This is a genomic window from Pseudomonas sp. 6D_7.1_Bac1, assembly GCF_025465945.1.
GTDB lineage: Bacteria > Pseudomonadota > Gammaproteobacteria > Pseudomonadales > Pseudomonadaceae > Aquipseudomonas.
In genome coordinates this window covers 1-25,637 of record NZ_JANLNW010000067.1, presented here as the reverse complement: position 1 = coordinate 25,637, position 25,637 = coordinate 1, and the positions used below count along the sequence as shown (strand labels likewise).

Here is a 25,637-nt window from a genome sequence, read left to right as displayed (position 1 = left end):
GCGGCCGTAGCGTCCCTGTTAGTGAGCCTATCGAATGAATCAGAACATTCATTGCCGTACACCCGAGCTGAAGGCCAACGACCCTCGCGGCTTGCCAATCCGTCAGGTGGCTTATCTGCGCAAGGTCGCCGGTGGGGCACTGGAAACACTGATCACCCGGCAACGCCATGACACTATTGGGAGACAGATAGAGCAATGGGACCCGCGACTGTTCGGCAATGCCCCCAGACCTAACCTGGCTACTGTCTATCGGCTGTCGGGTGAAGCGCTCAGGGTCGACAGTGTCGATTCCGGTCGGCGCTTGAGTCTGGCGGGGGTCGCCGGTGAAATCCTTCAGCACTGGGATCAGCGCGCCAATCACTGGCGAACCACCTACGACAATCAGTTGCGCGTGATAGCCGTCGAGGAAAACGCGCAACCGAACGTCGAAACCTTTACCTACGCCGACGTCTCTGCCGACCCCAAGCACAATCGACGCGGTCAGTTACTCGAGCAGATCGATCCCTCGGGCTCGCTGAGCATCAACGGTTTCAACCTGCTCGGTCAGCCGCTCAATGAAACCCGCACCTTTGCCGATGGGCTGGCCTGCACCACGGTATGGCGTTACAGCGCCCTTGGCACGGTGCTAAGCCAGACCGATGCCTGTGATCATCGGCAACAGTTGCGCTACAACGTTGCCGGCCAACTCCAGCAGGTACAACTGCAAATAGAGCAAGGCAAGAACTGGCAGACGGTTCTCAACGACGCGCAGTACAACGCCGCCGGCCAGATAATCACCCAGCTCGCCGGCAACGACGTACTCAGCACCTGGACCTACGATGCCGCCGATGGGCGTTTATTCAGCTTGAAGGCGCAAAAAAAACTGGAACCGCCGTTACAGGATTTCGAGTATTTTTACGATCGCATGGGCAACGTGACCCGCATCGATGACCTGACCTTTACACCGAGCCATTTCGCCAACCAGCGAGTCGACGGTCACCGTACGTTCACCTATGACTCGCTGTACCGACTGACCAGCGCCACAGGCTACGACGACGCCCCGCCTTCCGACAACCCGGGCCGGCCAGGACCAACCGACCCCAAGGATCGACGCAACTACACCCAGACTTATACCTACGATACTGGCGGCAACCTGATCAAGCTCAACCATGTGCGCGAGGGGGCCAGTCATACCCGCGAGATGTTCATCGACCCGAACAGCAACCGCGGCGTGCGCTGGGCCCCTGACTATCCCGACCCGGAGTTCGACAAACTGTTCGACCGCCACGGCAATCAGTTGGCCCTGCAACCCGGCCACCCCATGTGCTGGGACGCGCGCGACCAGTTGGCCTCTGTAACGCTGGTGCATCGAGACAGCGATCCCGACGACGAAGAGCACTATCGCTACAGCCAGGGCTCGCGGGTCTACAAGCGCCACGACACCTACGCACCCTCAAACAGCCATTCTCATGAGGTCCGCTATCTGCCGGGCCTTGAGATCCGCACCCGGGACAACGGTGAGGAGCTGCACGTCATCACCCTCGCTGCCGGGGTCGGCAGTGTGCGTTGCCTGCATTGGGCCGCACTCCCGCCCTCAGGCATCGATCCGGATCAACTGCGCTACACCCTGGAGGATCATCTGGGATCGTGCCTGATGGAGCTGGACCAAAAGGCGCAGATGATTACCCACGAAGGCTATTACCCGTACGGCGCCACCGCGTGGATGGCGGCGCGCTCGCTCATCGAGGTGGCTTATAAGTTCATCCGCTATTCGGGCAAGGAGATGGATGAAAGCGGGTTGTATTACTACGGAGCGCGGTACTACGCGCCGTGGGTACAACGCTGGATCAGTGCCGATCCGGCGGGGGCAGTGGACGGGACAAATCTGTTTGCGTTTGTGGGGAACAATCCGCTGCGCTATGTGGATCCTGTGGGTGGGGCTAAATCGGAAGCCGTGATCATGCTTTCTTCGGAGTTCATTTCCGTCGTAGGCGGATTTGCCGAGCAGACAAACGCGCTACTGCACAACATCATCCATCAGAAGCACCTCAAAAGAAACCTGCTGGCAAATCTGGCGGCCGAGGTGGGCAAAGGAGTCATGGGCTATGAGGCCGGAGCGCAAGCTGCCGGGTTCATCGATAGCATCGTTCCTAGTGTTCCTGGAGTACCCTACTTAGGGGCTGGGGGGCTGATTGGCGGCAACATCGCCGGGGATGTGACCGGCGCGATGGCAGACCCGATAATAAACGGGATCGCGGACGGGCTCGGGGTCACGCTCGGCCCGCTAATACCGCAAACTTCGAAAATGTCTGTTGCACAGATTGATCGTGGGTTGGGTATCACTGAGCCCGTTAAAGAAATCAAAACCTGGAAAGATTTTAAAGATGATCGGATACATCCGTTCCTCAACTCAGTGCTCAACCCTGACTTCTTGATGAACAGAGTCATGAGCTCGTGGCTATCGATCATTCCCGGCGCGATCAATATGTTTGCTCGGGCTATCGAAGTCGAAGACATCAAAAACGGGTTAGATCCAGTCAAGATCGGCAAGATAAAGACGATGTACACCGATTGGCAAAAGGCTGTCGAGGAACGTTCTGCCTGGTACGAAGAGGCGTTCGAAGCGTTGGGCACTGATGCTCTCGATGCATCGGTAACGGGGGGGGCGTCTATCAGCCTGGCAACCTTGCGTGAGCAAACCCATGCCGCCCTTGCCGACATCGCACATGGTCTTAGAGGAATTGCCGCCTACGAGGAAATGAACACTACGGATAATCGGTTTTTAAGGCAGCAAGCTCACCCGGTATCGGGACATCATTCCAGGTTGTACAACTGGTGGACCCACAGTGGCTAGGTCAATCCAATGGCGCACGCCCTCACCCAGATCAAAACCGAGGCGGCTCCTCGAACGCCCCCCTTCCGAATCGTTCGCCTGAGATCAGTCGACAATGCGACTGTTCGCAGAACTGATCCTGTTTTCAGTCGTCATTGCCCGAGCCGTCGGTGATTACGCGAACGGGGGGCGGAGCCAGGCATCTGCATGTTATCGTGCCCGCCCGTCCTGCCATCCGTTCGCCACAGCATGCTGCCGACCTCTCGTACCCTGCGTTTGTCGTTGTATACCCTGCTGATCCTCGCCGGTGCTGCGCTCGCCGCCTCCCTGGCCATGCGCCACGCCGAACGCCAGGCCCTGGTGGAGGACGCCGCCCGCGCCAATCAGCAACTGGCGCTGTACGCCAATTCCCTGCACACCCTGATCGAACGCTACCGCGCCCTGCCCGCCGTGCTCGCGCTGGACCCGGAACTGCGTTCGGCGCTGTATGGCCCGGTGAGCCCGGAGCAACAAGACGCGCTAAACCGCAAACTGGAAAAGATCAACGGCGCGGCGCAGTCGTCCACTCTGGAACTGCTCGATCACACGGGGCTTGCGGTGGCCGCCAGTAACTGGCGCTTGCCCAGCAGTTACGTTGGCCACAATTACGGCTTTCGCCCCTACTTCAGCCAGACCCGCAGCCAGGGCGCCGGGCGTTTTTTCGCGATAGGCGTGACCAGCGGGATTCCCGGCTATTTCCTGTCCAGTGCGGTGACGGCTGACAACGGCGAGTTTCTCGGCGCCATGGTGGTGAAACTCGAATTTCCGGAGCTGGAACGCGAATGGCGTCAGGGCAGCGATACCCTGCTGGTCAGCGATGCGCGGGGCATTGTGTTCATCGCCAATCAACCAGGGTGGCGTTATCGGCTGCTGGGCGCGCTGTCGGACACCGATCGCGCCGAGCTTAAAACCACGCGCCAATACGACAAGCAACCGCTGACCCCGCTCGATCATCAGCCGATTCGGCACTTTGACCAGAACAGTTATCTGGCCCGCGTCGACGGCCCCGACGGTGCGGCCGACTACCTGTGGGAATCGCTGCCCTTGAGCGCCGAAGGCTGGACCCTTCATCTGTTACGGCGCCCGCAGGTGGCCTTCGAAGATTTGCGTAACGCCGGGCTGGCGGCCGCCGGGGTGTGGCTGACGCTGGTGTTTTTGCTGCTGTTTTTGAGTCAGCGCTGGCGTCTGGCCAAGTTGCGCCAACGCAGCCGCGAAGAACTCGAACGACTGGTGGACGAGCGCACCCGCGACCTGCGCACCGCGCAGGACGGTCTGGTGCAATCAGCCAAACTCGCGGCACTGGGGCAAATGTCGGCAGCCCTGGCCCATGAAATCAACCAGCCACTCACCGCCCAGCGCATGCAACTGGCGACCTTGCGCCTGTTGCTCGATCACGGCCGGGTCGACGACGCTTACAAAACGCTGAAACCGCTGGATGAAATGCTGACGCGCATGGCAGCCCTCACGGGTCACCTCAAGACGTTCGCCCGCAAAAGCCCCAGCGGTTTGCGCGAGCGTCTCGACCTGGCAGCGGTGGTCGATCAATCCTTGCAGTTGCTCGACGCCCGCCTGCGTGACGAACCTATCCACTGCGTGCTGCACCTGACTCGCCCGGCCTGGGTTCGCGGCGATGCGATTCGTCTGGAGCAGGTGCTGATCAATCTGCTGCGCAACGCCCTGGATGCCATGCGTGACAAACCGCTCAAACGCCTGGAAATCCGCCTTGAAGCCGATGAGCAGTTGTGGCGCCTGAGCGTCGCCGACAGCGGCGGCGGTATTGCGCCGCAGGACCTGCCGAATGTCTTCGACCCGTTCTTCACCACCAAACCGGTGGGTGATGGCCTGGGCCTTGGGCTGGCGGTATCGTTCGCCATCGTGCATGAACTCGGCGGCCGCCTGAGTGCCGATAACCAGGGCGACGGCGCCGTTTTCACCCTCACCTTGCCCATCGATCTGGAGGCACACATTCAATGTTGAACTCGGTGATCGTGGTCGATGACGAACGCAGTATTCGCGATGCCGTCGAACAGTGGCTGAGCCTATCGGGGTTCGAGGTCAAACTGTTCAGCCGCGCCGATGAATGCCTGGCACAACTGCCGGCGAATTTTCCCGGGGTGATCCTCAGCGACGTGCGGATGCCCGGCATGACCGGCCTGGAACTCCTGGCTCGGCTGCAACAGCTGGACGCCGACTTGCCGGTGATTCTGCTGACCGGGCACGGCGATGTGCCGATGGCCGTCGAAGCCATGCGCGAGGGTGCCTACGACTTCCTCGAAAAGCCCTTCAGCCCCGAGACCTTGCTCAATAGCCTGCGTCGGGCGTTGGATAAACGTCGGCTGGTGCTGGAAAACCGCGCCTTGCACGAGCAGGCCGACAACCGCAGCAAACTCGACGCCAGCCTGCTCGGTGTCTCCCGTGGTTTGCAGACCCTGCGTCGGCAAGTGCTGGACCTCGCGGCGCTGCCGGTGAACGTGTTGATCCGTGGTGAAACCGGCAGCGGCAAAGAGCTGGTTGCCCGCTGCCTGCATGATTTTGGCCCGCGCGCCGACAAGCCATTTGTGGCGTTGAACTGTGCGGCGATCCCCGAGCAACTGTTCGAAGCCGAGTTGTTCGGTCATGAAAGCGGCGCCTTCACCGGCGCTCAGGGCAAGCGCATTGGCAAACTGGAATACGCCGATGGCGGTACCTTGTTCCTCGATGAAATCGAAAGCATGCCGCTGGCGCAACAAGTCAAATTGCTGCGGGTATTGCAGGAGCAAAAGCTCGAACGGCTGGGCTCCAACCAGAGCATTCACGTGGACCTGCGGATCATCGCCGCGACCAAACCCGACCTGCTGGATGAAGCCCGCGCCGGGCGTTTTCGCGAAGACCTGGCGTATCGGCTGAATGTCGCGGAACTGCGCTTGCCGCCGTTGCGCGAACGGCGTGAGGACATTCCGTTGCTGTTCGAGCATTTCGCACAAGCCGCCGCGCAGCGGCTGGGACGCAGCTTTCCACCGCTCAGTGGCCCGCAGCTAAGTCGGTTGCTGAGCCACGACTGGCCGGGCAACGTGCGCGAATTGGCGAACGTCGCGGAACGTCAAGTGCTGGGCCTGGGTGAACCGGAACCGGTCGGTATCGAACCCGGCCAGTCCCTCGCCGCCCAGCAGGAAGCCTTCGAAGCACATTGCCTGCGGGCCGCGCTGACCCGGTACAAAGGCGATATCAAAGCCGTGCTGGAAGAACTGCAACTGCCGCGCCGGACCTTCAATGAAAAGATGCAGCGCCATGGCTTGAGCCGAGAGATGTTCCTGTAAGAAAGCTGATTTTTTGTGGTGTCTGTTCTGGCCTCATCGCGAGCAGGCTCGCTCCCACATTGTTCCTGTGTGAAGCACAAATAGTGCGCACACCGAAAATCTACTGTGGGAGCGAGCCTGCTCGCGATGAAGCAGGTACAGACAACGCAAATTAATGAGCCGAATAAGCGGTTTTTCGCTCACACCCCATTCCAAATAAGCGGATTTCCGCTCACCCATTCCCGCCACCCCCTCTAAACCGCCCCTCTCCCCCCTTGGCACAGCTCCTGCTATAGCCCACGCAGGCTGCGTTTACGCGCGCTCCACAAAAACAATTAAATGAAGGATCCGTCATGGATAACTCACAAGCCCTGCCTCTTGGGTCGGTAGCTTCGCCTGCCAAAGAAAAGACCACCGCCAGCCGCATCAAATCGATCTTCAGCGGCTCTGTCGGCAACATGGTCGAGTGGTACGACTGGTACGTCTACGCCGCCTTCTCGCTGTATTTCGCCAAGGCCTTTTTCCCTGCCGGCTCGTCCACCGCACAGTTGATGAACACCGCAGCCATTTTTGCCGTGGGCTTCCTGATGCGCCCGATCGGTGGCTGGCTGATGGGGCTGTATGCCGACCGCAAAGGTCGCAAGGCCGCGTTGATGGCCTCGGTATTGCTGATGTGCTTCGGCTCCCTGCTGATCGCCCTGAGTCCGGGTTATGAAACCATCGGCATCGGCGCACCGATCCTGCTGGTGTTCGCCCGCTTGCTACAGGGCTTGTCGGTCGGCGGCGAATACGGGACCTCGGCCACCTACCTCAGCGAAATGGCGACCAAGGAACGTCGCGGCTTCTTCTCCAGCTTCCAGTACGTGACCCTGATCTCCGGCCAGCTCATCGCCCTCGCGGTACTGATCGTGCTGCAGCAAGTACTGACCACTGAGCAGCTGTATGCCTGGGGCTGGCGTATCCCGTTTGCCATCGGCGCCTTGTGTGCGGTCGTAGCGTTGTACCTGCGTCGCGGGATGGAAGAAACCGAGTCCTTCACCAAGAAAGAGAAGTCCAAAGAAAGCGCGATGCGCACGCTGCTGCGTCATCCCAAGGAACTGATGACCGTGGTCGGCCTGACCATGGGCGGTACCCTGGCCTTCTACACCTACACCACCTACATGCAGAAATACCTGGTGAACACGGTCGGCATGAGCATCACCGACTCCACCACTATTTCGGCGGCCACACTGTTTCTGTTCATGTGCCTGCAACCGATCATTGGCGGCTTGTCGGATAAAATCGGACGCCGCCCGATCCTGATCGCCTTCGGCGTTCTGGGGACTGTGTTCACCGTGCCAATCCTCATGACCCTGCACACTGTCCAGACCTGGTGGGGTGCGTTCTTCCTGATCATGGCGGCGCTGATCATCGTCAGCGGCTACACCTCGATCAACGCGGTGGTCAAAGCCGAACTGTTCCCCACTGAAATCCGCGCACTGGGCGTAGGCCTGCCGTATGCGCTGACCGTATCGATCTTCGGCGGTACCGCTGAATACATCGCCCTGTGGTTCAAGAGCATTGGCATGGAAACCGGTTACTACTGGTATGTCACGGCCTGCATCGCAGTGTCGTTGCTGGTGTACGTGACCATGAAAGATACCCGCAAACACTCGCGGATCGAGACTGACTGACCGCGTTTGGCAGTCACTGCAACGGTGACTGCCATGGCCCCATCGCGAGCAGGCTCGCTCCCACACTGATCGCATCAGATACAGGTTATGTGTCTGACGCCGATCTAATGTGGGAGCGAGCCTGCTCGCGATGGCCTCGACTCGGTTCGATTAATGATCGGTTAATGCCCAGTCGACATTCTGCTGCCATCTGAATCCATATCGACGTCTCGCACGTATACAGAATGCAGGCTTCCAAGCAGCGTCTGAAAACATTCTGCGACGGAACAAGCATCGATAAATCAGATTGATTTAAGCGTTTATTTGCGCTTTTTAATCAAATTTACATGCGTAGTATGAGCACCATACCCAACGCACAAACCGCAAACCAACCTGGAGTACACATCATGAAAACCCAACTGATCCTCGCTCTGACCCTCTCCGTACTGGCCGCCAACACCTTCGCTGCCGACGGATACGACCGCACCGGTTCCGCCGCTTTCACCGCTGAAGGTTCTGCCGTGGCGGCTGATGGTTTTGATCGCACCGGCTCGGCCAAAGTCGCTGCCGACGGCTTCGATCGCACCGGCTCGGCCAAAGTCGCTGCCGACGGCTTCGATCGCACCGGCTCGGCCAAAGTCGCTGCCGACGGCTTTGACCACACCGGTACCGCTGGCGCTATCGCCGCCGATGGTTTTGACCGCACCGGTACTGCCGCCGCTATCAGTTAACGCCTTGCACAGACTTCACAGCCCGGCTTCGGCCGGGCTTAGTTGTTTCTGGGGGGATAACAAATATCCGAGACCAGCACGTCCTCTGTGGGAGCGAGCCTGCTCGCGATAGCGGTCTGCCAGTCGAACTGATGCTGGATGTGCCGCCGTCATCGCGAGCAGGCTCGCTCCCACAGGGGATCTCATTGTTTTGATGCCCCATGACAACTGGAAATAAGCCATCAGCCCTTGCACTATGGCCTTCAACCTTCCAAGCCTTGCATTCAGGAACCCACGCGATGCCCGACGATATTCACTACTACGAACCCGCCCTGGGCCACGGCCTGCCCCATGACCCGTTCAATGCCATCGTCGGCCCGCGGCCCATCGGCTGGATTTCCTCGCAGGATGCCAAAGGCCGGCTGAACCTGGCGCCATACAGTTTTTTCAATGCGTTCAACTACATTCCGCCGATCATCGGGTTCTCAAGCGTCGGCCGCAAAGACAGCCTGAACAACATCGAGCAGACCGGCGAATTCGCCTGGAACCTGGCCACCCGCCCGCTGGCCGAGCAGATGAACCAGAGCAGCGCGATGGTCACCGCTGACGTCAATGAATTCGAACTGGCCGGGCTGACACCTGCGGCGTCGAAAATCATTCAGGTGCCGCGCGTCGCCGAAAGCCCGGTGTCCTTCGAGTGCAAAGTCACGCAGATCATTCAGTTGCAACGCGCGGACAAGGAACTGGTGCCGAGCTGGCTGATCCTCGGTGAAGTGGTCGCCGTGCATATCGCCAAGTGGCTGCTCAAGGATGGGGTGTACGACACCGCCGCCGCAGAACCGATTCTGCGCGGCGGCGGTCCGGCGGATTACTTCCAGTTGGGGCCTGAGGCCTTGTTCAAGATGTTCCGCCCGGGCACGACCAGGTAACTACCAGACCAGTTCGCCGTCTTCAGCAACGTCGGTCAACTGTTCAAGCTTCTGCTCGGCAGCCTGATCGGCTTCGAAGGCAGTCTTGAATGTCTGGTCATCGAGGATTTTGTGAAAGCGCGGGGCGCCTGAACCACCCAGGGCTTTGACGGCGATGGCGGCACTGTAGCCTCCCTCACCCGGTACTACAGCGGAAACGGCTTCGAACTGTGCAAACTCTTTACGTGCCATGTCGCGGATCCTGGCCAATGGAAAGTCGGCCATTCTAAACCCTCAGCTGGCCAACTGCTGCAGCGGTACAGTGTTGAACTGCGAATATTCGCCGCGAGCCTGAACCGCCGAAACTTCGCTGAAGGTGTGGAAATCCAGGTGGTTGACCACCAGTTCCTGCACCAGCTCGGCAAATATCTGCATGGCCGGAGTGCCGAAGTAGGCGGTCATGGCCTGCTGGTCGACCCAGAAACCGGACACCAGCCACAGTTCGGGATCGCACAAGGAATGTTGCAAGGCAAAGTGCAGGCAGCCGGGAGCCTGGCGCGACGGTTCGATCAGGCTGCTCAAACGCGCGCCCAACTCCAGCGAGCGGCCCGCTCGGGCGCGGACAAAAGCCATATGGCTGACGGGGATCTGCATGGACATGTTCGACTCTCCCAGGGTGTAAACGATCAGCCACCTGCGCACAGGTGGCGACAGGGTCAACGATAAAGTCCCTGGCGAACGGCCCGTTAGTCGATTCCTGCCGGCTTATTGCACAATCCTGCGACGTCGCTCGATTCCCTCCGAGCGCCGTCGTGTCAACGTCGCGAACATGACGAAAGGGTTTCAAGCAAGTTTCGCCTGTTCTGACCTCGCCGGGCGCCAACCGGGTGCAGAATCAGGCAAGCTTTGCGCAGGATTTGTCTACCGCAAAGCCTTGCACAAACATAAGCTGTGCCCATCGCAAACACCTCACCGAGGATGCCCTGCATGTCGCCGCTCGATCACCCCCTCGCCCCGCTGGACGCCGGCATGGAAAAACAGCGCGCGGAACTGGCCACGATCATCCGTCGCAACACCACCGAGGACGGCACCTACGCCACCGCCATCGGCTCGCTGTTTCTGTCGCGCCACAGCACCCCACACGACTTCTCGCCCGGATTGGCGCAACCGGCGCTGTGCATCCTGGCTCAGGGCCGCAAGGAAGTTCGACTGGCGGATGAGTCCTTCAACTACGACCCGCTCAATTACCTGGTGGTTTCGGTCTCGATGCCCCTCAGTGGACGCGTGGTCAACATCTCGAGCGAGCATCCCAACCTGGCCTTGCGCCTGGACATCGACCCGGCGGAAATCACTGCATTGATTGCCGACGCCGGACCGCTTGGCGTACCGACCCGCCCCACCGGACGCGGTCTGTACGTCGAGCGACTCGACCAGCCAATGCTCGACGCGGTACTGCGTCTGGCGCGCCTGCTCGACACCCCGAAAGACATCGCCATGCTTGCACCGCTGATTCGCCGGGAAATTCTCTATCGCTTGTTGCGCAGCCAGCAGGGGCATCGGCTGTATGAGATCGCCGTCGCCAACAGCCAGAGCCATCGCATCAGTCAGGCGATCAAATGGCTCAACGGCAACTACGAGCAGCCGTTGCGCATTGATGAGTTAGCCAAGGAAGTGAACCTGAGCGTGTCGACCCTGCACCATCGCTTCAAGGCGATGACAGCCATGAGTCCACTGCAATACCAGAAGCAACTGCGCCTGCAAGAGGCGCGGCGCTTGATGCTCGCCGAAGGCATAGACGCCTCGGCGGCGGGTTACCGCGTGGGCTATGAAAGCCCCTCGCAGTTCAGCCGCGAGTACAGCCGGCTGTTTGGCGCGCCACCGTTGCGGGATCTGGCGCGATTGCGGATGTCTGTCTGATCAGAGTTTTCGGCAGGCTGTGCCGGACCCATCGCGAGCAGGCTCGCTCCCACATTTGATCTGAAGTGTTCACATACGATCCAGTGTGGGAGCGAGCCTGCTCGCGATAGGGCCAGTAAGTCAGACGCCAAGCACGCGGCAGGCTTCGGACGGAATGGTCACCGACACCGGGTTGCCGATGCTCAGGCCGATGCCCTGGCACGGCGTGCTCAAGGCTGTCAGCGTCACGCCGGAGCACTCGACCGTGGTCTCGATGGTTGCGCCGATATCCCGCACGAACGTCACTCTACCCAGCAGCCGATTACCTGCGCTCGCCTGTGGGTGCGACAGTTGCAAGTCCTCGGGACGCACGAGCATCTTGACCTTTTCGCCGACCACGATGCTGCTGCAAATCGGCACCTGGAGAGCATCGCCGCCGGGCAAACCGACCTTGCCATCACCCAATGCGGTGGCCGGGAAAATGTTCCCGGTGCCAATAAAGTCGGCGACAAATTCGTTGGCCGGATGGCGATAGATCTCGATCGGCGTGCCGACCTGCTGCACCCGATTCTCGCCTAATACCACCACGATATCGGCCATGGTCATGGCTTCGCGCTGATCGTGAGTGACCATGATGGTGGTGATGTTCAGGCGTTGCTGCAGCTGACGAATCTCTACTTGCATCGACTCGCGCAGCTTGGCGTCCAGTGCCGACAGCGGTTCATCGAGCAGGAGGATTTTCGGGTGCGTGGCAATCGCCCGGGCAATCGCCACGCGTTGACGCTGACCTCCGGAGAGTTTCGACACCGGACGATCAACCATCTCTTGCAGCTGAATCATTTGCAGCAGTTCAGTGACCCGCGCCTGCTGATCGGCCTTGCTCACACCACGCAGTTTCAGCGGGTAGGCAATGTTCTCGCCAACCGTCATATGCGGGAACAGCGCCAGCGACTGAAACACCATGCCGAAATTGCGCAGGTGCGCCGGTGTGTTGCCGATGTCTTCACCGTCCAGACGAATCTCGCCTTCGGACAGGGTTTCCAGACCTGCGATCATCCGCAGCAAGGTGGTTTTGCCACAGCCCGACGGGCCGAGAAAACACACCAGTTTGCCCTCAGGCAGGTGCAGATTGACGTCCTTGACCGCGCATGCCGTGCCGTAACGTTTCCCGACGTTTTCCAGAATCAGACCAGTCATGTTGCTCACCTCAAGAATAAAGGTTCTGGCTGGAGGTCGCCGAGCGATGATCAGGCAAGGCAAAAGTCTGCGAAGAAGCGGAGTTGACTTTAGTCAATGAGCATTCTGAGCTGACTTTTAACGCAGCATGATCGAGCGCAGGCACCTCCAGGCAGAAGCTAGAACGAAACGCCACCTTCACCGACTAGCTTCTCCAACGCCCAGATCAGGACGAAGTCGATCAGCACGATCAGCACGGCAAACGAGAATACGGTTGGGTCCAGCGACGACACGGTGCGGCTAAACATCCAGATAGGCACCGTCATGACATCGATGGTGTACAGGAAGTACGTCACGGTGAACTCGTTGAACGAGACGATGAACGCCAGCAGCATCCCGGCCAGGATCCCCGACTTCATCAACGGCACCACCACATCGACAATCGCCCGCAGCGGTGAAGCGCCAAGCATTTGCGCGGCCTCTTCGACTTCGGTGCCGATGGAGAGCATCGCCGCCGTGCAGTTCTTCACGACGAACGGCAGGGCAAGAATGACGTGGGCAATCACCAGACGCGAAATGGTCATCTGGAACGGCAGGCTGTCGAACACCAGCAACAACGCCAGGCCCAGCACCACCATCGGAAACACCAACGGCAGCGACATCAATTGCAGTGCAACGGCTTTGCCACGGAACTCCAGACGGGTCAGCGCATAGGCCGCCGGCACCGCAACGAGGGTGGCGAAGATCATGGCCATGCACGACACCATCAAGCTGGTGGTCATGGCTTTGCCCAGGCTCAGCACATCGCTGGCGTCCGGGGACGCGAAGGTGTGCCAGGCTGCCTTGTACCATTGCAGGCTGTAACTGCTGGGCGGGAAGTCGAGGTTCGAAGAACCACTGAACGACATGACGATCATGGTCAGGATCGGCAACACCGCCAGGAACAGGATGACGCCTGAAAGGATCCCGGCAAATTTGCCGGTGTCGCCTGGCAGCAGCGACAGGCGCTTCTTGATCAATGTGCTCATTGCGAAGCCTCCAGCATGCGCCGACGACGGCCAGTGATGTATTCGGACAAGGTCATGATGGCCAGTGTGGTCACGATCAGCACCACACCCGCAGCGGAGGCGGCTGGCCAGTTCATCAGCGGGGCGATCTGGTCATGCACCATCACTGCGAGCATCGGCACTCGCCGACCACCGAGCAGCAAGGGCACCACAAAGCTGCTGGCGTTGTAGGCAAACACCAGGGTCGCGCCGGTGATGATGCCCGGCATGCTCATCGGCAGCACTATCTGGAAAAACACCTTCAAGCGGCTCGCGCCCAAGGTCGCAGCGGCTTCTTCGTAAGTGCGGGCAACGCCGCGCATCGCGCTGGCAATCGGCAGCACGGCCAACGGGAAAGCGGTTTGTACCAGGCCCATCAACACGCCGTTCTGGTTGTACAGCAGCATGATCGGACGCTTGATCAGACCCAGCCCCATCAGCGCCTGATTGAGCATCCCGCCAGGTCCCAGGATTACCAGCCAGCCGTAGCTTTGCAGCAACAGATTGACCAGCAACGGCAACAGCACTGCGGCCAGAAACACTCGACGCAGCAACGGGGAGGTGAGGCGCGACATGGTGTACGCCACCGGAATCGCCAGCAGCACGGCAATCACCGCACTGATCAACGCCAGGCGTAAGGTCAGCACCAGCGATTTGAGGTAATAGGGTTCCAGCAACTGGGCATAACTGGCCAGGCTGAATCCGCTCCATTCCGCCCCTTTGGTGCCCACGCTCATGCGCAACACCAGCAGGCTGGCAGCAATCAGCACACCGAGAAACAGCATCGATGGCGAAAGGAATAACCAGGCACGCGTCGTCGGCGAAAGGCCGAGGCGGGGGCGTATGGCAGCAGGGCTGACCGATTGGGTCAGAGGTTGGTGTTCCATAGCAATGGTCTCGTCAATGGAAAGCAGCTGAGTGAACACAGGTCTTCCAGACACATTGGCCCCTTGTGGGAGCGAGCCTGCTCGCGATAGCGATCTGTCAGTGACATCAATGTCGACTGGCAGGATTCATCGCGAGCAGGCTCGCTCCCACAGGGGATCTTCTGTGATTGAAGATCTGGTGTTCGACACTCGGTCAGGAAGAGAAGATTTCCGTGTAACGACGAATCCATTGGTCATGCACCGTCGCCAGGAAGGCGTTGTCGTGCATGATCGCCTTCTCGGCAATCTGCTCTGGCGTCAGGATGAACGGATTCTTGCGCGCTTCGGCAGAGATGATTGCCTTGGCGTTGACCGGGCCGTTGTAGATGTCTTCGGCCATCTTGCCCTGCACCAGTGGGTCGAGCGAATGGTTGATGAAGGCGTAGGCCAGGTCGGTATCGCCCGGACGGTTTTTCGGCATGACCGACTGCATCAGGTCGGTGTAGAAACCTTCCTTCATGCCGAAGGTTGCACTCAGGCCGTAGTTCGGATCGCGGATCTGTTTCGGGAAGAACGCTGGAGCGTACAGGCCGCCCAGATCCAGGGAGCCGGTGCGGAACAGTTCGGCGATCTGGTTCGGGTTTTCGCCCAGGGTCACCACACGGCTCTTGAGCTCGGCGAGTTTCTTGAAGCCAGGCTCGACGTTGTGCTCGTCACCACCGGCCAGTTTGGCGGCGATGATGATCAGGTCCATGGCCTCGGTCCAGTTCGGCGGCGGCAGGAAAATGTTCGGCGCCAGGTCCGCGTCCCACAGGGCCGCGTAGCTGTCCGGGGCTTCTTTCATGGTGCGGGTGCTGTAGACGAGGCTGTTGCACCAGAGCAGGTAACCAATACCGTGACCGTTGGCGCCAGTGCGGTATTTCTCAGGCACGTCGACCAGGTTGGGAATGCGGTTCAGGTCGGGCTTTTCCAGCAGGCCGGCGGCGGCCAGGCCTTCAGCGCCCACACCGGCCAGGGTGATGACGTCGTATTGAGGGCGATCACCACCGGCCTTGAGCTTGGCGACCATTTCCGAGGTGCTGCCGGTGCGGTCTGCGATGACCTTGCAGCCGTACTTGGCTTCGAAGGTCGCGGCAATGTTGCGCAGTGCAGCAAGCCCGGTGTCATCGGACCAGGTCAACAGCCGCAGGGTCTTGCCCTGGAAACGGGTGTCACTGGCGTTGGCGCGGACGAACGGCATGCTCATCGCGGCCGCAGCAACCGACGCAACACCTACGGTCTTGATGAATTGTCTTCTGTTCAGATCATGATCGCCCATGAAGGACTCCGTTTATTGTTGTAGGTATGAGGTAGAGGCATCCCTTGCGCCCGTGCTAATCGATCTGCTGCAAGCCCTCGTGTTTCAAGGGCTGTAGCAAGGTCTGCGGGGTCATCCTGAGGTCACGCAAAACGCGCAACAATCGAAAAAAAATCATTGGTGCCATGTCCCGGATGCATGCCTCGTTTCGAGGCATGCGTGGGCCGTTTTCGTGCTGTCAGACGGCGCGAATCACGTGCTTTATTTCTTGAAACGCCTGCAGGCCCCACGGCCCCAACTCGCGGCCGATGCTGCTCTGTTTGTAACCGCCCCAGGCGGTCTGCGGGAAGATCACCTGCGGTGCGTTGATCCACACCAGCCCCGCCTGCAAGGCGTTGGCGACCCGTTCGGCGGTCGCCATATCACGGCTGACCACGCTGGCCACCAGACCGAACTGGCTGTCATTGGCCAACTCGATGGCCTCTTGTTCCGTGGCAAAACTGCGCACGCACAGCACCGGGCCAAAGATCTCTTCACACCACAACGCACTGTCGAGGGGCACGTCGGTGAAGACGGTCGGGCGTAAAAAATAACCGCGTGGAAGATCGGCCGGGCGTTCGCCGCCACAGACCAAGCGAGCACCAGCACTCAGGCCACGGTCGATGTGTCCGAGCACGCGCTGGTATTGCGCCTGATTGACCAGCGCGCCCATTTCAACTTCAGGGTCAAACGGATCAGCCACGCGAATCGCTTCGGCCCGCGCCGTCAAACGCAGCAGGAATTCATCTGCCAGCTCATCGGCGACCAATACCCGGCTGGTGGCCGAACACATCTGCCCGGCGTTGAAGAAACCACCGCCACTGGCCAGCTCCACGGCCAGGTCGAGATCAGCATCGGCCATGACCAACAGCGATGATTTGCCGCCCAGTTCCAGGCTCACGCCTTTGACGGTTTCCGCCGCACGCTGCATGACCTGAACGCCAACCGCATTGCTGCCGGTGAAGGAAATCTTCGCCACCCGTGGATCGGCCGACAGCGGCGCACCGACCGCCGGGCCCGTGCCGCAGATCAGGTTGAACACACCGCTGGGCAAGCCGCTCTCGGCGATGATCGCCGCCAGTTCCAGCTCCGGCAGCGGCGTGACTTCCGAAGGTTTGAGCACCACGCAGCAACCCGCCGCCAGGGCCGGCGCGAGTTTCCAGGCGGTGGTGACCATCGGGAAGTTCCACGGCACGATCATCCCCACCACGCCACACGGTTCACGGCGTACACGGGCGGCAAAGTCTTCGCTCGGCAGTTCCACGGTGCGGTCCTGGCCGGCGTCCAACGCTTCGGCCAGACCGGCGTAATACTCGAACGTGGCGATCACGTCATCGACGTCGATGCCCGCTTCGAACTGTGGCTTGCCATTGTTGCTCGACTGCAAATACATCAAACGCTCGCGGCGTGCCTGCACACCGTTGGCGATCTTGCGCAGGATCGCGCCACGCTCGGCACCGGTGGTTTTCGACCACTGGGCAAATGCCGCGCTGGCCGCTGTGACCGCTTGATCGACCGCGTGCTCATCGCCGCCTTTGACCGTGGTCAACAGGGCTTCGGTCGCCGGGTTGATGACCCGCAAGTGCTCGTCGCCGGCCGACCATCGGCCATCGATGTACAGACCGTCCAGGGTAATGGAGAAGCTCATGCCGACACCGCCGTCATCCACTGGGTCTGGTCGATTTCAATCAGGGTCGGGCCCTGACGATCATTAGCCTCACGCAGTGCAACGCGTAGTTCTTCGACGCTGCTGATAGCTTGCGCCGCGCAACCCAGACCCTTGGCCACAGTGATGAAATCCGGGGTGTAGATGTCGACACCCACCGGTTCGATGGCGCGGTTGACCATGTATTTCTTGATCTCTTCATAGCCCTGGTTGTTCCACAGCAGGACGATGACCGGGGTGCGTGCTTCCACCGCGCTGGCCAGTTCCGGCAAGGTGAATTGCAGGCCACCGTCGCCGATCAGGCACACCACCGGAGGGCGAGTGCTGCGCTGCGAACCACCACCGAGCCATGCACCGATGGCGGCCGGCAAGGCATAGCCGAGGGTGCCGTAACCGGTCGACGAGTTGAACCAGCGACGCGGGCGCTCCGGGTTGAACGTCAGGTTGCCGGTGTACACCGGTTGGGTCGAGTCGCCGACGAATACCGCTTCCGGCAATACTTCCTGCACGGTGTTCAGGAACAGGGTCTGGGCACGGGTTGGCGCGTCCCAGAGAGTTTCAAGTTCGGCACGCAGGGTGGCGGCGCGAGCCTGGCCCCAATCGCTGCAACGCTCGGCCAGCACATGCTTGGCCACACCATCGAGCAACGCTTGGGCGGCGCTTTGTGCGTCGGACACCAGCGCCACTTTCGGCGGGTAGTTACGCACGGTCTGGTCTGGATCGATGTCAACGCGCAGCAAGGTGCCCGGAATGTCGAAGCCGCCGGCAAAGGTCACGTCGTAGTCGGTTTCGGCCAGTTCAGTGCCGATCGCCAGCACCACATCGGCATCCGCCACCAGGGCACGGGTGGCCACCAGAGTCTGGGTCGAACCGATCAGCAACGGGTGCGCGGACGGCAGCATGCCTTTGGCATTGATGGTCAGCGCCACCGGTGCGTCGAGCAATTCGGCGAGCCGGGTCAGCTCGGCCGCCGCGTCGATCGAACCGCCACCGGCGAGGATCAATGGTCGCTTGGCGTTGGCCAGCAGTTCACTCATCCGGGCCACGGCCGAGGGTGCCGCACCGGCGCGAGTAATGCTCACCGGTTGACTGTCAAGCAAGGCATCGGCGTTTTCGACCAGCACGTCGAGCGGAATTTCGATGTGCACCGGACGCGGACGACCGGCCTGGAACAAGGCAAAGGCACGGGCCAATACGCCCGGCAGCTCAGCAGCGGACATCAGCGTATGGGAGAATGCGGCAACGCCGGCCACCAGTGCGCCCTGGTTCGGCAGCTCATGCAGCTTGCCGCGACCACCGCCCAACTGACTGCGCGATTGCACGCTAGAGATCACCAGCATCGGGATCGAATCGGCGTAGGCCTGGCCCATCGCAGTGGTGATGTTGGTCATGCCGGGACCGGTGATGATGAAGCACACACCCGGTTTGCCGCTGGTGCGTGCATAACCGTCGGCCATGAAGCCGGCGCCCTGTTCGTGACGCGGAGTAACGTGGTTGATGCTCGAACGGGCCAGCCCGCGATACAGCTCAACGGTATGCACGCCGGGAATGCCGAACACCTGCTCGACCCCGTAACCTTCGAGTAACTTGACCAATACTTCGCCGCACGTTGCCATCTGTTTGCCCTTCTTGTTCGCTTGAGACGCTGGCCCCGCGCGGCATTTGTAGGTGCGCAGCGGTGCTCAGTCATGGCGTTATTGGAACGGTCAGCGGGTAGCGGCAACAATCGATAAAAAGTCATACTCGCCATGTCCTCACCTCATACCTTGGCTTTCCATGAAACGACTCCCGCCACTTCCCGCGCTGCACACGTTTCTGATCACTGCCCAGTGCTGCAATTTCACGCGCGCAGCCGAGCAGTTGCACATCACCCAGGGCGCGGTGAGCCGACAGATTGCCGGGCTGGAAGATCATCTGGGTTATGCGCTGTTTCACCGTCAGGCACGCGGTTTGAGCCTGACGGCCGAAGGGCTGGAGTGGCTGCCACGGATCCAGCAGGTGTTCGGCTTGATCGATGAGGCCGTGGAACAGGTGGGCGCGCACCGTGAAACCCTGCAGCTCAAGGCACCCACCTGCGTCATGCGCTGGTTGCTACCGCGTTTGCTGCAATGGCAAAAGGAGCGCCCGGACGTGCCGGTGGAACTGACCACCACCGTGCAACATGGTGTGGATTTTCATCGCGAACAGTTCGACGCCGCCGTCATGTACGGCGCACCACCGGACAGCTCACTGGCTTCACTGCGTCTGTTTGACGAGCAACTGACTCCAGTCTGCTCTCAGCCACTGCTCGACGGCCCGGTACCGCTGCACAGCCCGTCGGACCTGGATAAACATCTGCTGCTGCACCCTACGCGTGATCAGCGGGACTGGAAAATCTGGCTCAACGCCGCAGGCGTCCAACTGGGCAACAGTGCCCGTGGACAGCAGTTCGAAACACTGGACCTGGCCATGTCGATGGCGTCTCAGGGGACGGGTGTGGCGATTGGAGATTGGTCGTTGATCGGCGATGACCTGAGCGCCGGACGGCTGGTCATGCCTTTTGATTTGAAGGTGAAAACGGGGCTGGGGTATTACCTGGTGTTTCCACACAAACCGGGACCGTCACTGCAACTGCGTGAGTTGTTGGAGTGGTTGGTGGTACAGGCCAATGGGGGCCCGGGGTCTGTTGACGTTGGGTGACGACCGCGGGGCTCCATAAAACCGCCCCTGCCTGAGGCATGAAAGCCCTCCGCCTTCAGCACGGAGCGCTTTCACCCACGCCTGACTCGATCAGGCTTTTTTAATCGTTTTCAGATAGCCCAGCATGGCGCCATAACGTGCAGCCATCTGTTTGATCGACACGGCATCGCGCAACATTTCCGGCTGGGCCGTCGCCAGGAAATGGTCATAGGCCCTGGCGACCTTTTGCGCCTCCTGTAACCAGTTCAGCCTGGATTGGTCGAGGACGCTGATTTCATTGAGTTTGTTCAATGTTCGGTTCAATTCAAGCAGCTCTTTTTCGACGTCCTTGACCTCAACCCGTAGCTCATCCATGCGCTTGTGAATACTGTTTCGCGCCTCCACGAAATTCGCGTATTGACGACCTTGTTCGATGCCATCGAGATTGCCGTTGAGCCTTTTCAATGCAAGCTCCAGGAACTCACGATCAGGCTTCTGGGTGCTGACCAGCTTGAGCGCTGCCTCGATCTCCTGGACGGTTGGAATCATGCCCTTGAAGAGGTCGATCCAGGTGGGGGACTTGAATTGTTGCAATGTCTCGTCGACCCTGCGTAGCTCTTCTGCGAGTTCGTTGAGATCGGAATTGAGCACCAGGCGCCTGCGCTCTTGCGCCTCACGCCTTGTTTCATAGGGACGGCCCCATTGCGCGCCCTCCTGAACCAACGTGATGCCGCCAATTTCTGCTAGCTCTCGGACCAGATGGTCCTGGGCCGCGAGCACTGGCGCCAGCGAACTGGTGACCCGCTGCACGCAATACATCACCAGTTCTTCAATCTTTTTGGTGCGTGTTGTCGCAGCGGCCTGCTCGTTCCCTTCGATCTCCGCGATGCGCGCCAGCGTACTCTCAAAACTTACATTGCACAGGGAGGTCTGCACCCGCTTGATGTGTTCAAACAGTTGATGATCTGCGTCGTTGATCTGTGTACGCAGGTATTCGAGCTTTTCCTGTACCGCTGGGGCGAATGCGTATGTTTTATCCGCCACTTTCAAGTCAAACTGGCTTTTAGCCTGTTTCATGGTCGCCGTATCAGGCACGGCATAACTGAACAGACCCTTAAACTCATGAACCGTCATAAAACTCTTCCTTGAACTCAAATTAGTTACAACTTAATCCACAACCGAATTAAAAACGTAAGACAAATTGGCGGCATGACCTTTGATGGTTTCCCAAGGTGCTACCACCCCCTGAATATCCAGAACCAGCAAACTCAGGTCAAATGCGTTATCCACTTCAGACAGCCGCACTCGAGATTCCTCGACGTTCATCCAGATAATGGCCCAGACGTCCTCCAGATTTTTCGCCCCCTGTTCGGCATCGATCATCTGCGACTTCATATTTTCCAGGCGTATGCGCAGCGCCATCAACAGCTTGGACAAGCGCGCCTTATCCATGTTCTTGAGCACATTATCCCGTGTCTCGATCAAGCTGTTTTTCTCTGCCCTGGTCGCTTCTGCCTTCGAACCAAAAATACCGCCGGTGATAGCAACACCAATGGGACCAAATACCAATCCGGTAAAGGCATACCCCACCAGACTGTCGTACTCTTTGAGTTTCTCGGCAATACGCTCATCCAGTCCTTTTATTTCGACTCTCAGTTGCTCTTCCTCTGCGACCTGATCAAAACCGGCTCGCTCCGCATCGCTGAGTTTTGCTTTGACGAGAGGCAACAGGTCTTCGCTAATCTTGCGGGAGAACTCCGTCGCCAGTGCCTTTACCGCGCTGATCCTGCGACAAAAACTCTCGATATCGTCTTTCATTCGAGTGAAGTATCTATTCAGGTTTTCGACCTTTTCGGTGGCCGAGTTCCCCAGCGGGATGGCGGCCATCCGAGCCCGCTCCACCTCCGTCAACGTGTCAATCGTACCGGTCAGATCCTCGTACCCCTGAAAGCTTTTAAGATGCTCCACTATCAGGTTTCCGGTTCTGATGAAGCCGCTGGAAAAGAGATCCAGTCGCCCTCCAAGATCCTTGGTATCACGCTCAAGGGTTCCCCAGGACAGTGCATGCTGGTGAATCTTCTGATGAAGGTTCTGTATGTCTGCCGGTTCCAGTCCCTCTTTATCTGATCTGATGTAACCCAACTGACGCTCGATCGCAGTCAGGTCGACCGGTAATGCCAAGGCGGCGTTTACATAACGTTTGATGGCCACAATGTTATGTTTTTGAACAATAAAGGTTCCATCCTGATAGGAAGGTCCACTTTCGCCGGCCATGACGCCAAAGTATTGAACCGGTACATACTTCGCCGCATCCGTAACAGTACTTATTCCTTCCAGCTCGGCGACCGCTTGATGTGCAGTCAACTTCAGCCGTTCCTGAAGATCCATCTTCGCTTCTACATTCATTGACCACCTCCATATAGTGAGGGCAAACCGCCTCAAACAATCTCCTTTTCACAAGCCTTAGTCGCGTGTCTCGCCACCAAAACCAGAACACAACACTAATAGCCCACACGCGAAGCCACAAGTTCCTCGCCACTCTGCATCCCGTAGGAATAAAAACCGTCACAACATAAAGCATCAACAATGAAAACATTTAGAAAAACAACATCCCACTCCCAACAACCTATCCCGACCCCAAACCCTCTAAGAGCACACAACTGAAGAAAACAACAAGTTATTACTCAACAATTCTCAAAAAACAAAACGCAACAAAATCCACTATTCGCCGCCTTATTTTTTAACACTCAACCCACACTAGCGACCACAACAAAAAGCTTTAATCGATGCACACACCCATTACCGAGCAGGATTAGTTCTGCCTTAATAATCTGCGAATAGCAAAAAGCACGGACCACCCATGGGATAGTCCGTGCTTTGGCGACAGATCAGTAACCGACGGTAAACCGCTGACGGGAATGCGCCGGTTTCTCGACTTCATCGAGCATCGCAATCGCATAGTCGGCAAAGGTGATCCAGCTCTTGCCTTCGGCACTCACCAGCAAGTCATCCTTACCCACACGGAAGGTGCCGGTACGCTCGCCTTCGACGAACAACGCCGATGGCGAAAGAAAGGTCCAGTCCAGGTCCTTTTCCTGACGCAAGGTGTCGAGGTAGACGCCACCGGCACTGGCCTCGGCCTTGTACTCCTCGGGAAAGTTCGGGGATTCGATGACCTTGCTGCCATCCGGCACCAACAGGGAACCGGCACCGCCGACCACCAGCAGACGCTTCACGCCAGCCTTTTTTACCGGTTCGATAATCGCGTTGGCCGGGATCGTCGAAAAGTGTGCCGCGCTGATGACTACATCAACACCTGCAACCGCCGCTTGCAACGCTGCGCCGTCGGCAACGTCAACGTTCCTGGTGATTACGCCGGCACGCTGGCCGATTTTCGAGGTATCGCGGGCGATGGCGGTGACGCTGTGACCACGACGCAGGGCTTCTTCCAGCAGTTGGCTACCGGCACGGCCGGTGGCGCCAATGATTGCGATCTTGCTCATGAGATTCTCCAGTTGTTGGGGTGTGACCTGTGGTGAGCGAGCTTGCTCGCGCTGGGCTGCGTAGCAGCCCCAAAAGCTTCGTACTCATCGCAAATTTTACGAGTGCTGCGCCCTCGAGCGGGAGCAAGCTCCCTCGCCACAAGGGGTAAACGACTCACCACTTCATCTCGCCCTTGGCGACTTTGGCGCTCAGCTCAAGAGAGCTTTCTTCGCCGAGGGTCGGGTAACGCTTTTTCATTGCGGCAATCAGCTCGGCCGAGTCTTTGGCCTTGGCGGTTTCTTCGTCGAAGGCCTTAATGTAATCGGCGGAGAAATGCACCGCAGCCAGCGAACGTTTGCTGTCACCCAGGTAATGACCTGGAACGATGGTGTTCGGTTTCAGGCTGTCGATGGTGTTCAGGGTAGTCAACCAATCGGCGTGGGACTGAGCGGTTTGGGTATCGGCCATCCACACGTGGATGTTTTCCGCGACCACCACACCGCCGACCACGGCTTTGATCGACGGGATCCAGACGAAGGTCCGATCCGGTTGTTTGCCGTCCAGGCCAATGATGTCGAGCTTCTTGCCTTCCAGGGTCAGGCTGTGGCCCTTGAGCACGCCCGGCACGATGGTTTTGGCCGGTACGTCGGCACCCATTTTCGGCCCCCAGAACGCCACTTTGCCTTCAACGGTCGCCTTGATGTGATCAACCGTCGGCTGCGAGGCGAGCACTTTGGCTTTCGGGAAAGCGGTGGTGAGAGTGTCCAGGCCGAAGTAGTAATCCGGGTCACCGTGGCTGATGTAGATGGTGGTCAACTGCTTGCCGCTGGCGCGGATTTTTTCCACCACCTGTTCGGCCTGGGATTTGCCGAATTGTGCGTCCACCAGAATCGCTTCTTTTTCGCCGCTGACCAGCACCGAGGTCACCGGGAAGATCGCGGCCGAGCCTGGGTTGTAGACGTCCAGGGTGAGTGCCGGGGTGGCGGCTGCCGCATGAGCCGCAAAGCCCAGGGTGGCGGTGGCGAGTAAAAGACGTTTGAAAGAAGTGAAGCCGATCATGGTGCTGCTCCGTTGTACATAAGCCGTGTTGGGCGATGGGACAGAGCTTAGTTGCCTGACTCGGTACAAAAAATGCGATGCTTGGACATAGTTTGTTTCTGAAAGCGGGCAAATCATGGATCGTCTTCAAGCAATGCGAGTGTTTGTCACCGTCGTCGACCTCGGCAGCCAGTCAGCCGCTGCCGATCATCTGGACCTGTCGCGCCCGGTGGTGTCGCGCTATCTGGCCGAACTGGAGGACTGGGTCGGCGCACGTTTGATGCACCGCACCACGCGCAAGCTGAGCCTGACCGCCGCCGGCACCGAGATCCTCCCGCGCTGCCGGCAGATGCTCGATTTGTCGAGTGACATGCAGGCCGCCGTCAGCGAACCGGACGATGCGCCTCGCGGCTTGCTGCGGATCAGCGTCAGCACCTCGTTCGGTCAGGCGCAACTGGCTGACGCCATGGCGGCTTACGTCAAGCGCTTTCCCGGGGTCAGCATCGACCTGCAAATGCTCGACCGCACGGTGAACCTGGTGGACGAGCGTATCGACCTGGCGATCCGCACCAGCAACGACCTGGACCCGAACCTCATTGCCCGGCGGCTGACCGTTTGCCGCTCGGTGATCTGCGCCTCCCCCGCCTACCTGCGCGAGCACCCGACACCGCAACGGGTCGAAGACTTGAGCCAGCACAATTGCCTGACCCACTCCTACTTTGGCAAAAGCCTCTGGCATTTCGAGCAGGATGGCGAGCAGGTCTCGGTGCCGGTTCAGGGCAACATCAGTGCCAACGAGGCCAGCACCCTGCTGCGCGCAGCAATGGCCGGCGCTGGCGTTGCGATGCTGCCCAGCTACCAGGCCGGCGTGCATATCCACAGCGGCGAACTGGTGCGTCTGCTGCCCAACGCCGAACCCCGGCAGATGAACATGTACGCGGTGTACGCCTCACGCAAACACATGCCTGCCGCGCTGCGCAGCATGCTGGATTTTCTGGTGTCGAGATTTCCCGAAGAACCCGAATGGGATGTGGGGCTGTAAATACATTGTGGCGAGGGGGGGGGGGGCCCCGGGG

21 protein-coding genes are annotated in these 25,637 nt (G+C 59.4%); 9 read left to right on the top strand and 12 right to left on the bottom strand.

What is annotated here, in order from left to right; translation table 11 throughout:
• Positions 1–34 precede the first annotated feature (34 nt).
• The 6 genes from NTD87_RS17680 (at position 35) to NTD87_RS17655 (ending at position 9,417) form a co-directional block, all read left to right on the top strand.
• Complete coding sequence (locus NTD87_RS17680) at positions 35–2,833, top strand: RHS repeat-associated core domain-containing protein (protein WP_262115328.1); 2,799 nt, start codon at positions 35–37, stop codon at positions 2,831–2,833.
• A 228-nt stretch (positions 2,834–3,061) separates the two neighbouring features.
• Positions 3,062–4,828 carry an ATP-binding protein gene (locus NTD87_RS17675; protein ID WP_262115327.1) on the top strand — a complete coding sequence of 589 codons (1,767 nt, stop codon included), beginning with the start codon at positions 3,062–3,064 and terminating at the stop codon, positions 4,826–4,828.
• Positions 4,822–6,147 (top strand): sigma-54-dependent transcriptional regulator, encoded by a 1,326-nt coding sequence (locus NTD87_RS17670; protein ID WP_262115326.1) that lies wholly within the window; start codon positions 4,822–4,824, stop codon positions 6,145–6,147. Before NTD87_RS17675 ends, NTD87_RS17670 begins: the two co-directional genes overlap by 7 nt.
• A 332-nt stretch (positions 6,148–6,479) precedes the next feature.
• A complete protein-coding gene (locus NTD87_RS17665) occupies positions 6,480–7,799 on the top strand; it encodes an MFS transporter (RefSeq protein ID WP_262115325.1) in 1,320 nt (439 codons plus the stop codon).
• 386 nt (positions 7,800–8,185) lie between these two features.
• A complete protein-coding gene (locus NTD87_RS17660; RefSeq protein ID WP_262115323.1) occupies positions 8,186–8,509 on the top strand; it encodes a hypothetical protein in 324 nt (107 codons plus the stop codon).
• A 278-nt stretch (positions 8,510–8,787) separates the two neighbouring features.
• Entirely contained in the window at positions 8,788–9,417 is a 630-nt protein-coding gene (locus NTD87_RS17655; protein WP_262115321.1) for a flavin reductase family protein, read from the top strand.
• Here the strand turns inward: NTD87_RS17655 and NTD87_RS17650 are convergent, their stop codons facing one another.
• Positions 9,418–9,681, bottom strand: a complete 264-nt coding sequence (locus NTD87_RS17650) for a hypothetical protein (RefSeq protein WP_262115320.1) — start codon at positions 9,679–9,681, stop codon at positions 9,418–9,420. It lies immediately after the preceding gene.
• 9 nt (positions 9,682–9,690) lie between these two features.
• Positions 9,691–10,056: a putative quinol monooxygenase gene (locus tag NTD87_RS17645; protein WP_262115319.1), complete on the bottom strand. Its 366-nt coding sequence runs from the start codon at positions 10,054–10,056 to the stop codon at positions 9,691–9,693.
• Between the two features lie 327 nt (positions 10,057–10,383).
• On the opposite strand from NTD87_RS17645, the gene NTD87_RS17640 reads away from it, so the two are divergent.
• Positions 10,384–11,313, top strand: a complete 930-nt coding sequence (locus tag NTD87_RS17640) for an AraC family transcriptional regulator (protein WP_262115318.1) — start codon at positions 10,384–10,386, stop codon at positions 11,311–11,313.
• A 120-nt stretch (positions 11,314–11,433) separates the two neighbouring features.
• Here NTD87_RS17640 and NTD87_RS17635 read toward each other — a convergent pair whose 3' ends face one another.
• The 6 genes from NTD87_RS17635 to NTD87_RS17610 all read right to left on the bottom strand — a co-directional run bounded on the left by NTD87_RS17635 (position 11,434) and on the right by NTD87_RS17610 (position 18,998).
• Complete coding sequence (locus NTD87_RS17635) at positions 11,434–12,489, bottom strand: ABC transporter ATP-binding protein (protein ID WP_262115317.1); 1,056 nt, start codon at positions 12,487–12,489, stop codon at positions 11,434–11,436.
• 158 nt (positions 12,490–12,647) lie between these two features.
• Positions 12,648–13,496, bottom strand: a complete 849-nt coding sequence (locus tag NTD87_RS17630) for an ABC transporter permease (RefSeq protein ID WP_262115316.1) — start codon at positions 13,494–13,496, stop codon at positions 12,648–12,650.
• Positions 13,493–14,401: an ABC transporter permease gene (locus tag NTD87_RS17625; protein ID WP_262115315.1), complete on the bottom strand. Its 909-nt coding sequence runs from the start codon at positions 14,399–14,401 to the stop codon at positions 13,493–13,495. The genes NTD87_RS17630 and NTD87_RS17625 overlap by 4 nt, the downstream gene beginning before the upstream one ends.
• Before the next feature lie 193 nt (positions 14,402–14,594).
• Positions 14,595–15,698 (bottom strand): ABC transporter substrate-binding protein, encoded by a 1,104-nt coding sequence (locus tag NTD87_RS17620; protein WP_262115313.1) that lies wholly within the window; start codon positions 15,696–15,698, stop codon positions 14,595–14,597.
• 217 nt (positions 15,699–15,915) lie between these two features.
• Positions 15,916–17,364, bottom strand: coding sequence for an aldehyde dehydrogenase family protein (locus NTD87_RS17615; RefSeq protein ID WP_262115312.1), 1,449 nt, complete (start codon positions 17,362–17,364; stop codon positions 15,916–15,918).
• On the bottom strand, positions 17,361–18,998 hold the full coding sequence (locus NTD87_RS17610; RefSeq protein ID WP_262115311.1) for a 5-guanidino-2-oxopentanoate decarboxylase: 1,638 nt from the start codon (positions 18,996–18,998) through the stop codon (positions 17,361–17,363). Before NTD87_RS17610 ends, NTD87_RS17615 begins: the two co-directional genes overlap by 4 nt.
• Before the next feature lie 160 nt (positions 18,999–19,158).
• On the opposite strand from NTD87_RS17610, the gene NTD87_RS17605 reads away from it, so the two are divergent.
• Entirely contained in the window at positions 19,159–20,061 is a 903-nt protein-coding gene (locus tag NTD87_RS17605) for a LysR substrate-binding domain-containing protein (protein WP_262115310.1), read from the top strand.
• A gap of 90 nt (positions 20,062–20,151) precedes the next feature.
• Here the strand turns inward: NTD87_RS17605 and NTD87_RS17600 are convergent, their stop codons facing one another.
• The 4 genes from NTD87_RS17600 to NTD87_RS17585 form a co-directional block, all read right to left on the bottom strand.
• Positions 20,152–21,174 carry an alpha-xenorhabdolysin family binary toxin subunit B gene (locus NTD87_RS17600; protein WP_262115309.1) on the bottom strand — a complete coding sequence of 341 codons (1,023 nt, stop codon included), beginning with the start codon at positions 21,172–21,174 and terminating at the stop codon, positions 20,152–20,154.
• Between the two features lie 33 nt (positions 21,175–21,207).
• Complete coding sequence (locus NTD87_RS17595; protein ID WP_262115307.1) at positions 21,208–22,446, bottom strand: alpha-xenorhabdolysin family binary toxin subunit A; 1,239 nt, start codon at positions 22,444–22,446, stop codon at positions 21,208–21,210.
• Between the two features lie 482 nt (positions 22,447–22,928).
• A complete protein-coding gene (locus NTD87_RS17590) occupies positions 22,929–23,543 on the bottom strand; it encodes an NAD(P)-dependent oxidoreductase (protein ID WP_262115306.1) in 615 nt (204 codons plus the stop codon).
• Positions 23,544–23,697: 154 nt separating this feature from the next.
• Complete coding sequence (locus NTD87_RS17585) at positions 23,698–24,582, bottom strand: MBL fold metallo-hydrolase (protein WP_262115305.1); 885 nt, start codon at positions 24,580–24,582, stop codon at positions 23,698–23,700.
• 115 nt (positions 24,583–24,697) lie between these two features.
• On the opposite strand from NTD87_RS17585, the gene NTD87_RS17580 reads away from it, so the two are divergent.
• Positions 24,698–25,603: a LysR family transcriptional regulator gene (locus NTD87_RS17580; RefSeq protein WP_262115304.1), complete on the top strand. Its 906-nt coding sequence runs from the start codon at positions 24,698–24,700 to the stop codon at positions 25,601–25,603.
• Positions 25,604–25,637: the final 34 nt, after the last annotated feature.